The following is a 12,143-nucleotide window of genomic DNA, read 5'->3' as shown; positions in this document are numbered from 1 at the left end:
GCCATGATCGTGTCGCAATACGCCACACACACCTCGTCGATCTCCACGCCGTAGGTGATGAAACGCGTGACCACCGGCGCAAACATCGCGTCCGCCATGCACGGCTTGGCGCCAAACAGGTACGGCCCGCCGTAGGTTTCCAGGCACTCCGTCCAGATCGCCTCGATGCGGTCGATGTCGGAGCGCGCGCGCGACCAGAGTTTGAAGTTGGGAAAGTGCGCCTTGATGTTCATCGGCAAGGACGAACGCATGGCGCTGAAGCCCGAATGCATCTCGCCGCAGATGGCGCGGCAGTGCGCACGCGCCGCGCGGTCGGCCGGCAGCAAGCCCGCCTTGGGCTTGATTTCGTTGAGGTATTCGCCAATCGCCAGCGTGTCCCACACATGGATGCCGTCGTGCTCCAGCGCCGGCACCCGCATCGAGGCCGAGAGAAGCAGCATCTCCGCCTTCATGGCCGGGTCGTCGGGCGAGATGATTTTTTCGGTGAACTCCAGCTTGGCCAGCCGGGCCATCAGCCAGCCACGCAAGGCCCAGGCACCGTAGTTCTTGCTGCTGATCGTGAGTACCGTGGTGGCCATGACTGCTCCTCGTTGACCCTGCTTCGTAGACCCTTCTCTCAGCAAGGGCTGTGCCACAAAAGTGACACAACGTGCACCGGGGCGGTGCAGCCTGGTCTGGCGCGTTCCTTGCCTGCAGAGCAACACGTTGTTTCAGGATCCCCACCATGCTGTACCAGGCCTACCAGACCCAGTCCGACCTGCTCTCGCCGTTGCGACTCATGGCCCAGCACCTCAGCTCCTCGCTGTGGCTGCAGGACACGGAACGCAGCGTGGTTCGCAAGGTGGCTGCCGCCTGCGATGTGATCTCGCGCCTGCGCCTGACGCACTCGCGTCCGCCCTACAACATCGGCGGAGTGATGGTGAACGGGCAGTCCGTTCCCGTGACCGAAGAAGCCGTGCTCACCCTGCCCTTTGGCACCCTGCTGCACTTCCGCAAAGAGGGCGTGGAACCGCAGCCGCCAGTGCTGCTGGTGGCGCCGCTCTCGGGCCACTTCGCCACCCTGCTGCGCGAGACCGCGCGCACGCTGTTGCAGGACCACGACGTGTACATCACCGACTGGCACAACGCGCGCGACGTCTCGCTGCGCCACGGCGGCTTTTCGCTCGACGACTACATCACCTACATGATCCGCTTCACCGAGGCCGTGGGCCCGGGCAGCCACATGGTGGCGGTGTGCCAGCCCTGCGTGGCCGCGCTCGCTGCCACGGCAGTCATGGCCGAAGACGACAACCCGGCGCAGCCCCGCAGCCTCACGCTGATGGCCGGCCCGGTGGACTGCCGCGTGAACCCGACCGAGGTGAACCGGCTGGCCACCAGCAAGCCCATCGAATGGTTCGAGAAGAACCTCATCAACCACGTGCCGCTGCCACACGCCGGGTTCATGCGCCGCGTCTACCCCGGCTTCATCCAGCTCTCGGCCTTCATGGCCATGAACCCGGAGCGCCACAAGCAGTCGTTCCGCAACATCTACGACCACCTCGAACACGGCCGCACCGAAGAGGCGCAGGTGATCCAGGAGTTTTACGAGGAGTACCTCGCAGTCAACGACCTGCCGGCCGAGTTTTACCTGGAGACGGTGGCCAAGGTGTTCCAGACCTACGACCTGCCGCGCGGTGAACTCACCTGGAACGGACGCAAGGTCAACCCGGCCGCGATCCGCCGCACCGCGCTCATGACGGTGGAAGGCGAGCGCGACGACATCTGCGCTGTGGGCCAGACCGTGGCGGCGCAAGACCTGTGCAGCAACGTGCGTCCCTACCTCAAGACGCACCACGTGCAGACCGGTGTGGGCCACTACGGCGTGTTCAGCGGGCGGCGCTGGAACCAGCAGATTTATCCCAAGGTTCGAGACATGATTCACAGCACGATGGGTTGAACTTCGTCGAGCCCCATGAAAAACGCCCCGGATTGCGGGGCGCTTTTCATGGGGCTTCTTCGGGTTCAGCGCGCGCGGGCGGCGGGTTGAGGCTCGTCTTCGGCCGGCCAGTCGCGGATGTAGGCCTTGAGCATCTGGTTCTCGAAGTTCTGGCTGTCCACCACGGCCTTGGCCACATCGTAGAAGCTGATCACGCCCATCAGCATCTTGTTGTCCATCACCGGCATGTAGCGGGTGTGCCGCTCCAGCATCATGGGGCGCACCTGCTCCAGCTCGGTCTCGGGCGTGCAGCTCATGGGGTGGTCGTCCATCACGGTGCGCACCGTCTTGTCGCCCAGGGCGCCACCGTTGCGCGCCAGCGTGTGGATGATCTCGCGGAAGGTCAGCATGCCCACCAGCTCACCGTGGTCCATCACCGCCAGCGAACCGATGTCGAACTGCGACATCGTCTCCACCGCTCGCTGCAGGGTTTCCATGGGGTGGGTGGTGTAGAGCGTGCCGCCCTTGACGCGAAGGATGTCGCTGACTTTCATGCCCGGTCTCCTGTTTTGGTGGTGTCTCCAGCATGGCTGGCCTGTGCGCAATATACCCCCACAATACCGCTCAAAACCAGTGCGCGCCAGCCCGATGGGCCGCGACACCGGCACACCCAGGAGACCTCCCCATGTCCGGTTACTCAGACCCAGGCTTCGACACGCTCGCGCTGCACGCGGGCGCCGCGCCCGACCCCGCCACCGGCGCGCGCGCCGTGCCGATCCACCTCACCACCTCCTTCGTCTTCGAATCCAGCGACCACGCTGCGGCCCTGTTCAACCTGGAGCGCGCGGGCCATGTGTACAGCCGCATCAGCAACCCGACCAACGCGGTGTTCGAGCAGCGCATGGCCGCACTGGAAGGCGGCATTGGCGCCATTGCCACCGCCAGCGGGCAGGCCGCTCTGCACCTGAGCGTGGCCACGCTCATGGGCGCGGGCTCGCACATCGTCGCCAGCACCGCGCTCTACGGCGGCAGCCAGAACCTGCTGCACTACACCATGCGCCGCTTCGGCATCGAGACCACCTTCGTGAAGCCGGGCGACATCGACGGCTGGCGCGCAGCCGTGCGGCCCAACACCAAGCTCTTCTTCGGCGAGACCGTGGGCAACCCCGGCCTGGACGTGCTGGACATCCCCACCGTGTCGCAGATCGCGCACGAGGCCGGTGTGCCCTTGCTCGTGGACTCGACCCTTACAACGCCTTACCTCATCAAGCCCTTCGAGCTCGGCGCCGATCTGGTCTACCACTCGGCCACCAAGTTTCTCAGCGGCCACGGCACCGTGATCGGGGGTGTGGTGGTGGACGCGGGCAGCTTCGACTGGGAAAAGTCGGGTCGCTTCCCCGAGCTCACCGAGGCCTATGCGGGCTTCCACAACATGGTGTTCAGCGAAGAGAGCACCGTGGGCGCCTTCCTGCTGCGCGCGCGCCGCGAAGGCCTGCGCGACTTCGGCGCCTGCCTCTCGCCGCACAGCGCGTGGCTGATCCTGCAGGGCATCGAAACCCTCTCGCTGCGCATGGACCGCCACATGGGCAACACCGAAAAGGTGGTGCAGTTCCTGGCCAGCCATCCGCTGGTGAGCCGCGTGGGCCACCCGCTGCTGGAGAGCCACCCCAGCCACGCCCTCGCCGAGAGGTTGCTGCGCTTCGGCGCCAGGGGCGCGGGCTCGGTGTTCAGCTTCGACATCCGGGGCAGCCGCGAACAAGGCAAGGCCTTCATCGAAGCGCTCAAGATCTTCAGCCACCTGGCCAACGTGGGCGACTGCCGCTCGCTGGTGATCCACCCGGCGAGCACCACGCACTTCCGCATGAGCGACGAAGCGCTGGCGGCGGGCGGCATCGGCCCGGGCACGATCCGCCTGTCGATCGGACTGGAGGATGCCGACGACCTGATCGACGACTTGAAGCGCGCGCTCAAGGCGGCCGAGAAAGCCGGGGTCTGACCATGTACCTGCAAGTCAACAACGCCCGCACGTACTGCTACACCGGCGGCAAGCCCTTCGATGCCGCCAAACCCACCGTGGTCTTCATCCACGGCGTGCTCAACGACCACAGCGTCTGGATCCTGCAGAGCCGTTACCTCGCCCACCACGGCTGGAATGTGCTCGCGGTGGATTTGCCAGGCCACTGCAAGAGCGAAGGCGAAGCGCCTGCGTCGGTCGAAGAAGCGGCCGATTTTGTGGCTGCGTTGCTGGACGCAGCCGGCGTGCAGAAGGCCGCGCTGGTCGGCCACAGCTGGGGTTCGTTGATCGCTCTGGAAGCGGCTGCGCGTTTGAAGGACCGCGTGAGCCACCTGGTGCTGGTGGGCGTGGCGTACCCCATGAAAGTCTCGCCTGCGCTGATCGAAGCCTCGCTCAACGAGCCCGAGAAAGCGCTCAAGATGGTCAACGTTTTTTCACGCAGCACACTGGCTGCGCCGCCCTCCGCGCTCGGCCCGGGCACCTGGGTCTATGGCGCGGGCATGGCGCTGGGCCGGCGCGTGCTGCGCAGCAACGCAGCGGTCAATGTGTTCCACCGCGGCTTTGTGGCCTGCGACAGTTACACCGGCGGTGAAGCGGCCATCGCTCAGATCACCTGCCCGGTGCTCTTCCTGCTGGGCGCACAAGACCAGATGGCGCATCCGAAGGCCGCACAGGGTTTGATCGCCACGGCCAGAGTCGCTGGCCAACGCGTGTCGGTGGTCAACGTGCCTGTGGGTCACCATCAGATGACGGAAGCGCCCGAGGAAACACTGTCTGCCCTGCACGATTTCCTGCGCGCCACGCCATGAGCTTTGTGCTGCGCCCGGAGCACATCACGCCCCCGCTCTCGCCCGGGCGAGCCCATGAGATTGCGGAGAAGTTCGACCTGCGCGCGCTGACACCCGACTTTCTGGCCAACCCCTACCCGGTGTACGCCGCGCTGCGCGAACACGAACCCGTGCGCCGCATGCCCGACGGCTCGGTGTTCCTCACGCGATGTGCCGACCTGATGGCGGTGTACCGCGACGCGCAGGCCTTCAGCTCGGACAAGCAGGTCGAATTCGCCCCCAAGTACGGCAAGGGCTCGGCCCTGTTCGAGCACCACACCACCAGTCTGGTGTTCAACGACCCGCCACTGCACACGCGCGTGCGCCGACTCATCATGGGTGCCCTCACGCGCCGGGCCATTGCCGACATGGAGCCCGGCCTGATCGCGCTGGTCGACAGCCTGCTGGACAATCTGGCCGAGCGCGGCGGTGGCGACCTTGTCGAAGATTTCGCCTCGGCCATTCCGGTGGAAATCATCGGCAACCTGCTCGATGTGCCGCACACAGACCGCAGCCCGTTGCGCGACTGGTCGCTTGCCATCCTGGGTGCGCTGGAGCCCACCATCACACCGGCACAACAGGCGCTGGGCAACCAGGCCGTGACCGACATGCTGGTCTACCTGCGAACGCTGGTGGTGCAGCGCCGCCAGCGGCCCGGTGACCCGGAACGCGACGTGTTGACACGGTTGATCCAGGGCGAGGCCGGGGGCGAAAAGTTGAGCGAAGTTGAACTGCTGCAGAACTGCATCTTTCTGCTCAACGCTGGCCACGAGACCACCACCAACTTGATCGGCAACGGCCTCATCGCGCTGCAGGAGCACCCGCAGGCGCGCCATTTTCTGCACACCGCGTTGAAGCAAACAGAGCGTGATGCAGCAGCGCAAGAGGCGATGCTCACTTGCGCGGTCGACGAGTTCCTGCGCTTTGAATCGTCGAACCAGCTCGGCAACCGCCGCGCGGTGAAAGACACGCAGGTGGGCGGTGTGGATCTGCCCGCCGGAACACTGGTGACGCTGTGCATCGGCGCGGCCAACCGAGACCCCGCGCAGTTCCCCGACCCCGAGGCGCTCAACCTCGCGCGTGAGAACAACAAACATCTGGCCTTCGGCTTCGGCATCCACCAGTGCGCAGGCCTGAGCCTGGCGCGGCTGGAAGGACGCATCGCCATCGGTCGATTCCTGCAGCGCTTCCCCGATTTCAAATTGACCGAAGCGCCGGTGCGCGGTGGCCGGGCAAGGTTTCGCGGTTTCCTGCGCGCACCGTTCTCGGTGAGCTGAGCGCGCGTCAGCCCGAGGCGACCGAAGGGCCTTCCGCCATTTCCTGCGCTGCCGTCGGCAAAGGCGTGGACGCCAAGGCTTGCGCCAGCGTGAGCCCGGCCCAGTGGCTTTCCGACCAGAACCGCGTGGTGTTGGGTTGGCGCGCCAGCAGCAGGCGCTCCACCATCGGCGCCATCGGCGTGCCGGCCGGATCGACCAGCAACACATAACGTTCGCCGTCTTCGTCCAGCCGGCCCAGCCAGTCCAGCGCGACCAGCGCGGCCACGGGTTCTTCCAGCTGCAGGGCGTCAACCCGCAGCACCTGGGCCAGGGCCTCCAGGCTCAAGCCCTTCGGTGCTGTGTCGCGCGCGGTGTGCAGTTGCTCCAGCACCTCCAGCGCGAGCTGGAAACTCCAGCCTGGCGTGTCGCCGCGCCGCGCGATGCCCGAGAGCAGGCTGGGCAAATAGGCCGCCACCACCGCGCCCAGCAGCACGATGACCCAGGCCACGTAAAACCACACCAGCAAGATCGGCACCGTGGCGAACGTGCCGTAGACCACCGAGTAGGTGGGCACCTGCGCCAGGTACCAGGCCAGCAGCTTCTTGGCCAGCTCCAGGCCGGTGGCCACAAAAATGCCGCCGATGAGCGCGTGGCTCCAGCGCACCCGCGTGTTGGGCACGTAGCGGTACAGCGCGGCAATGCCGCCGGTGAGCAGCGCGAACTGCACGGCGTCCAGCAGAAAGCGCACACCGCCGGGCAAACCCGAGACCACCCCGCGGGACGCGGTGACGGCGTAGGTGGTCACGGTCAGGCTGACGGCCAACAAGAGCGGGCCAAGGGTGAGCACCGCCCAGTACACCAGCACCCGCTGGGTGAACGAGCGGGGCTGGCGCACGCGCCAGATGTCGTTGAGCTTGCGGTCGATGGTGAGGATCAGCGCGAGCGCCGTGACCAGCAGCACCAGCGCGCCGGCCCAGCCGATCTGCCCGGCCTTGCCGGCAAACTGGTTGAGGTAGCTGAACACCTGCTTGGCGATGTCGGGCGGCACCAGGCTTTGCACCAGCCAGCGCTGCAGCGTGACCTGCAGCCGGTCAAACATGGGGAACGCGCTGAAAATGGCCAGCGCCACGGTGAACAACGGCACCAGCGAGATAGTGGTGGTGAATGTCAGGCTGCTGGCGGTGATGCCCAGGCGGTCTTCGCGAAAGCGTTCGCGCAGGGTGATGGCGGTGTTGGCCCAGGGAAAGTTCAAGGCGTCGCGCCAGAGTGCGCGAGCGAGGGTTTCCAGGGCACGCAGGCGCTCTTTGAAGGTCATGCCGGTATCATGCCACCTGCTCTTTCTCCCCCGCCATGCCCGACATCACACCCCCCCAAACCCCCGACGACCTCCTTCTCGCACAGGGAGATTCGGCACGCGCCGTCAACGCCACCCGCTGGCTGGCCGTGGGCAGCCTGCTGGGCCTGATCGTGCTGGGCTTCCTGTGGGAAATGTGGCTGGCCCCGCTGCGAGAAGGGGGCTCGTGGCTCGTGCTCAAGGTGCTGCCGCTGACCATTCCGCTGGCGGGTCTGCTGAAGAACCGCATGTACACCTACCGCTGGGTCAGCCTGATCGTGTGGCTGTACTTCACGGAAGGCGTGGTGCGCGCCACCAGCGACACCGGCCCCTCGGTCTGGCTGGCGGTGATCCAGACGCTGCTGTGTGTGGCCTTGTTCGTGGCCTGCGCCCTGCATGTGCGCATACGTCTGCGAGCCGCTGGCAAAGAGGCGGTGGCGGCGGACGTGGCCAGCAACACAGCTGCCGCGCAGGGCACGGCACCCGCCGCCCCCGCCCAGCCATGAATACGCAACACGCCGGGCTGCTGGCGCAACTGCGCCAGACCGTGGGGGACGCTCATGTGCTCACGCACGACGACCCGGCCACCGACCTCTCGGCCTGGGAACAAGACTGGCGCAAACGCGCCCACGGCCGCGCACTCGCTGTGGTGCGCCCGGGCAACACCGTCGAGGTGGCGGCTGTGGTGCGCGCCTGTGTCACGGCGGGCGTATCGCTCGTGCCCCAAGGTGGCAACACCGGCCTGGTGGTCGGCTCGGTGCCCGACGCCTCGGGCACGCAGGTGGTGCTGAGCCTCATGCGGCTGAACGCCGTGCGCGCTATCGATCCGGCCAACCTCACCATGACGGTGGAGGCCGGCTGCATCCTGCAGACCTTGCAGGACACGGCGGAGAAGGCCGGCTTTCTGTTTCCCCTGAGCCTGGCGGCCGAAGGCAGCTGCAGCATCGGCGGCAACCTCGCCACCAACGCCGGCGGCACGCAGGTGGTTCGCTACGGCAACGCACGCGACCTTTGCCTGGGCCTGGAGGTGGTGACCGCGCAAGGCGAGGTGTGGCAAGGTCTGAGTGGTCTGCGCAAGGACAACACCGGCTACGACCTGCGCGACCTGTTCATTGGCAGCGAGGGCACGCTGGGTGTCATCACCGCAGCCACGCTCAAGCTGTACCCGCAGCCCGCCGCGCAGCTCACCGCCTGGGCCGCGTTGCCCACGCTGGACGCCGCCGTGGCCCTGCTGGGTCTCGCGCACCAGCACCTGGGCGCGGGCCTCACCGGCTTCGAAGTCATGGGCCAGTTTGCGCTGAGCCTGGTCGACAAACACATGCCGCAGTTGCGGGTGCCGCTGTGGCAAGACACACCCTACTGTGTCTTGCTGGAAAACAGCGACAGCGAATCCGAAGCCCACGCGCGAGCCCAGTTCGAGCGTCTGCTGGAAACCGCCTTCGAACAAGGCCTGGTGACCGACGCGGTGGTGGCCGAGAGCCTGGCGCAGGCCCATGCGCTTTGGCACATCCGCGAGAGCATTCCGCTGGCGCAGGCCGAAGAAGGCCTGAACATCAAGCACGACATCAGCATCCCGGTCTCGCACATCCCGGCCTTCTGCGCCGAGACCGACGCCTTGCTGCAGCGCGAGATCCCGGGCGTGCGGCTGGTCAACTTTGGCCACCTGGGTGATGGCAACCTGCACTACAACGTGCAGGCGCCCGAAGGCGGCGATGCGAGGGCCTTTCTGGCCACAGAAGAGGCCCGTGTGAACACGCTGGTGTTTGACGCGGTGGCGCGCTACCATGGTTCGATCAGCGCCGAGCACGGCGTGGGCAGCCTCAAGGCCGACCACCTGCCCCACTACAAGGACCCGGTTGCCCTGGGTCTCATGCGGGCCGTCAAGCAGGCGCTGGACCCGCACAACCTCCTGAACCCTGGCCGCGTCCTCACACCATGAACCCCCGTCATTTGCTCCGCCTCTTGCTGGCGCTGGCGCTCACGGCCACGGGGCAGGCACACGCGGTGGACGCAGCACAGCGCCAAACCTGGCGCGAACAGGCGCAGGGCTTCGAGCACGGTGAAGGCGTCAAGCGCGACACCGAAGCCGCCATCCGACTGTATTGCCAGGCCGCGCTGGCGGGCGATGCTGTTTCTGCCTACAACCTCGGCTGGATCTACGCCAATGCCCGCGGTGTGGAGCGCAACGACGGATACGCCGCCCACTGGTTTGCGCGCGCCGCGCTGCTGGGCGACACACATGCCGAGGGCATGTTCAACCGCCTCGCCACACCGGCAGACAAGCCCGAGTGTGTGCAGCAAGCCGAACGCACCGAGCTTCAAAAAGCCAAGGAGGCCCAGCAGGCGGCCGACGTCGGGGCGCTCGCCACGCGTTACCAGGGCCTGGTGAACACGCCGGAAGAGCGACGCATCATGAAGATCGTCTACAAGCTCGCGCCACAGTTCGGCATCCAGCCGGGTCTGGCGTTTGCGGTGATCCGCGCGGAGTCCAACTTCAATGTGAACGCCCTGTCCAACAAGAACGCGCAGGGCCTGATGCAGCTCATTCCCGAAACGGCCGAGCGCTTCCGGGTGCGCAAGCCGTTCGACGCCGAGCAGAACATCCGCGGCGGACTGTCCTACCTGCAATGGCTGCTGGCCTATTTCAGGGGCGACGTGCCTCTGGTGCTGGCCGCCTACAACGCCGGCGAGGGCACGGTCGACCGTTTCCGCGGCGTACCGCCCTACCCCGAGACACAGGGCTACATCAAACGCATCTCCCAGGTCTACGGACTGCAATACCACCCGTTCGACGCCCGCATCACCTCCCCTTCGCGGGCCCTGCCCCAGCGCCTTCCATGACCCGACCCATCCGTTCCCAGTACGAAGACTTCATGCGCCACGTGTTCACCACGGGCGTGCAAAAAACAGACCGCACCGGCACCGGCACCACCAGCGTGTTTGGCCACCAGATGCGCTTTGACCTGAACGAAGGATTCCCGCTGGTGACCACCAAGAAGGTGTTCACCAAGGCCATCATCGTGGAGCTGCTGTGGTTCCTGCGTGGCGACAGCAACGTGAAATGGCTGCAGGAACGCGGCTGCAGCATCTGGGACGAATGGGCGCGCGACAACGGCGACCTGGGTCCGGTGTACGGCGTGCAGTGGCGCAGCTGGCCCACGCCCGACGGTGGTCACATCGACCAGATCGCCGAGGTGGTGAAGCAGCTCAAGACCAACCCGGATTCGCGCCGCATCATCGTGAGCGCCTGGAACGTGGCCGACCTGAACAAGATGGCGCTCATGCCCTGCCATGCCTTCTTCCAGTTCTATGTGGCGCCGCCCATCCAGCCGGGTGGTCGCGGCAAGCTCAGCTGCCAACTCTACCAACGCAGCGCCGACATCTTCCTCGGCGTGCCCTTCAACATCGCCAGCTACGCGCTGCTCACCCACATGCTGGCGCAGCAGTGCGACCTGGACGTGGGCGACTTCATCTGGACCGGTGGCGACTGCCACATCTACAGCAACCACCACGAGCAGGTGGAGCTGCAGCTCTCGCGCCAGCCCATGGCCTACCCCACCTTGCACATCAAACGCCGCCCGGCCAGCATCTTCGACTACGAGCTCGACGACTTCGAGGTGCAAGGCTATGAACACCACGCGGCCATCAAGGCACCGGTCGCGGTGTGATCAACCGCCGCCAACTGTGGGCGCTGCTCGCGCTCACGCTCATGTGGGGCGTGAACTGGCCCATGATGAAGCTCTCGCTGCAGGAGCTCTCGCCCCTGTACTTCCGCGCCAGCACCATGCTGCTGGGCGGCATCTGGCTGTTTGTATACGTGGCCCGGCGAGGTGAGCGCATGTGGCCGACCCGCGCCGAGTGGACAACCATCGCTTGGCTGGGAGTTCCCAATGTGCTGGGATGGCACACGCTGTCCATCTTCGGCGTGAAAGAGCTGGCCTCCGGCCGCGCCGCCATCCTGGGTTTCACCATGCCGATCTTCACGGTGCTGATCGGTGCGGCGTTTTTTGGCGAACGCATCACGCCGCGTGTGCGCGTGGCCGTTGTGTGCGCCGGCATCGCCATCGGCTTGCTGCTGTGGCACGAACTGCAAAGCCTGAGCGGACGTCCGGTGGGCATTGCCTGGATGCTGGGTGCAGCCTTCTGCTGGGGCCTGGGCACCCTCATGTTTCGCCGCGCGCACTTCACACTCTCGCCCATGGTGGTCACGGTGTGGATGCTGCTGCTGGGCAGCGCGGTGGTGTGGGCGCTCGCGCTGGCACTGGAGCCGCTGCCCAGCCCCTCGGGATTCTCCACCCCCATGTGGATCAGCCTCCTGTATGGCGTGTTCGTCAACTACGGCATCGCGCAGCTGATCTGGTTCGGCATGGCGCGCGACCTGCCGCCCGCCACCAGCGCCATGAGCATCATGGCGATCCCGCTGGTGGGCACGCTGAGCGCCACCCTCATCGTGGGCGAGGTGCCACATTGGCAGGACTGGGTGGCCATCGGCTTCGTGATGATGGCGATCGCCAGTGTGCTGCTGCCTCCGCGCACAAGACCTTCCAACCCGGGGCCGGCGGCACAATAGCGGCATGCCCGCACCCACCCCGACCCCTCCCCGCCTGCACCTCATCTTCGCGCGCGCCGCCAACGGCGTGATCGGCAAGGACAACGCCCTGCCCTGGCATCTGCCGGAAGACATGGCGCACTTCAAACGCACCACGCTGGGTTGCCCCGTGATCATGGGCCGCAAGACCTGGGATTCGCTGCCGCCGAAGTTCCGGCCGCTGCCGGGCCGGCTCAACATCGTGGTCAC

Annotated in this window: 13 protein-coding genes; 10 read left to right on the top strand and 3 right to left on the bottom strand. The window is 66.3% G+C overall.

Annotated features, from left to right (window positions below; translation table 11 throughout):
* Positions 1–578: glutathione S-transferase (locus Q0C59_RS15395; protein WP_291217009.1), on the bottom strand; the 578-nt coding region annotated here is incomplete at its 3' end.
* A 146-nt stretch (positions 579–724) separates the two neighbouring features.
* On the opposite strand from Q0C59_RS15395, the gene Q0C59_RS15390 reads away from it, so the two are divergent.
* A complete protein-coding gene (locus Q0C59_RS15390; RefSeq protein ID WP_291217007.1) occupies positions 725–1,936 on the top strand; it encodes a polyhydroxyalkanoate depolymerase in 1,212 nt (403 codons plus the stop codon).
* 65 nt (positions 1,937–2,001) lie between these two features.
* Here Q0C59_RS15390 and Q0C59_RS15385 read toward each other — a convergent pair whose 3' ends face one another.
* The gene (locus tag Q0C59_RS15385) at positions 2,002–2,469 is read right to left on the bottom strand and encodes a CBS domain-containing protein (RefSeq protein WP_291217005.1); all 468 of its coding nucleotides are present in this window, start codon (positions 2,467–2,469) and stop codon (positions 2,002–2,004) included.
* Positions 2,470–2,600: 131 nt separating this feature from the next.
* Here Q0C59_RS15385 and Q0C59_RS15380 point away from each other — a divergent pair, with 131 nt between their 5' ends.
* Genes Q0C59_RS15380 through Q0C59_RS15370 form a run of 3 tightly spaced genes read left to right on the top strand, consistent with a single transcriptional unit; the run spans position 2,601 to position 6,033 of the window.
* Positions 2,601–3,911 (top strand): O-acetylhomoserine aminocarboxypropyltransferase, encoded by a 1,311-nt coding sequence (locus Q0C59_RS15380; RefSeq protein WP_291217002.1) that lies wholly within the window; start codon positions 2,601–2,603, stop codon positions 3,909–3,911.
* A 2-nt stretch (positions 3,912–3,913) separates the two neighbouring features.
* On the top strand, positions 3,914–4,738 hold the full coding sequence (locus tag Q0C59_RS15375; RefSeq protein ID WP_291217000.1) for an alpha/beta fold hydrolase: 825 nt from the start codon (positions 3,914–3,916) through the stop codon (positions 4,736–4,738).
* Complete coding sequence (locus Q0C59_RS15370; RefSeq protein ID WP_291216998.1) at positions 4,735–6,033, top strand: cytochrome P450; 1,299 nt, start codon at positions 4,735–4,737, stop codon at positions 6,031–6,033. The genes Q0C59_RS15375 and Q0C59_RS15370 overlap by 4 nt, the downstream gene beginning before the upstream one ends.
* Before the next feature lie 7 nt (positions 6,034–6,040).
* On the opposite strand, the gene Q0C59_RS15365 is transcribed toward Q0C59_RS15370, so the two are convergent.
* The gene (locus Q0C59_RS15365) at positions 6,041–7,327 is read right to left on the bottom strand and encodes a YihY family inner membrane protein (RefSeq protein WP_291216996.1); all 1,287 of its coding nucleotides are present in this window, start codon (positions 7,325–7,327) and stop codon (positions 6,041–6,043) included.
* A 35-nt stretch (positions 7,328–7,362) separates the two neighbouring features.
* Here Q0C59_RS15365 and Q0C59_RS15360 point away from each other — a divergent pair, with 35 nt between their 5' ends.
* The 6 genes from Q0C59_RS15360 to Q0C59_RS15335 form a co-directional block, all read left to right on the top strand.
* On the top strand, positions 7,363–7,851 hold the full coding sequence (locus Q0C59_RS15360) for a DUF2069 domain-containing protein (RefSeq protein ID WP_291216994.1): 489 nt from the start codon (positions 7,363–7,365) through the stop codon (positions 7,849–7,851).
* Entirely contained in the window at positions 7,848–9,284 is a 1,437-nt protein-coding gene (locus tag Q0C59_RS15355; protein WP_291216992.1) for an FAD-binding oxidoreductase, read from the top strand. The genes Q0C59_RS15360 and Q0C59_RS15355 overlap by 4 nt, the downstream gene beginning before the upstream one ends.
* On the top strand, positions 9,281–10,186 hold the full coding sequence (locus Q0C59_RS15350) for a lytic transglycosylase domain-containing protein (RefSeq protein ID WP_291216990.1): 906 nt from the start codon (positions 9,281–9,283) through the stop codon (positions 10,184–10,186). The genes Q0C59_RS15355 and Q0C59_RS15350 overlap by 4 nt, the downstream gene beginning before the upstream one ends.
* Complete coding sequence (locus Q0C59_RS15345) at positions 10,183–11,013, top strand: thymidylate synthase (protein ID WP_291216988.1); 831 nt, start codon at positions 10,183–10,185, stop codon at positions 11,011–11,013. Before Q0C59_RS15350 ends, Q0C59_RS15345 begins: the two co-directional genes overlap by 4 nt.
* Positions 11,010–11,915, top strand: coding sequence for a DMT family transporter (locus Q0C59_RS15340; protein ID WP_291216986.1), 906 nt, complete (start codon positions 11,010–11,012; stop codon positions 11,913–11,915). Before Q0C59_RS15345 ends, Q0C59_RS15340 begins: the two co-directional genes overlap by 4 nt.
* Positions 11,916–11,919: 4 nt before the next feature.
* Positions 11,920–12,143: dihydrofolate reductase (locus tag Q0C59_RS15335; RefSeq protein ID WP_291216983.1), on the top strand; the 224-nt coding region annotated here is incomplete at its 3' end.

It is taken from the genome of Hydrogenophaga sp. (genome assembly GCF_022844385.1).
Lineage (GTDB): Bacteria > Pseudomonadota > Gammaproteobacteria > Burkholderiales > Burkholderiaceae_C > Hydrogenophaga.
Note: the sequence above shows the minus strand (reverse complement) of the source record. Positions and strands in the feature narration are given on the sequence as shown.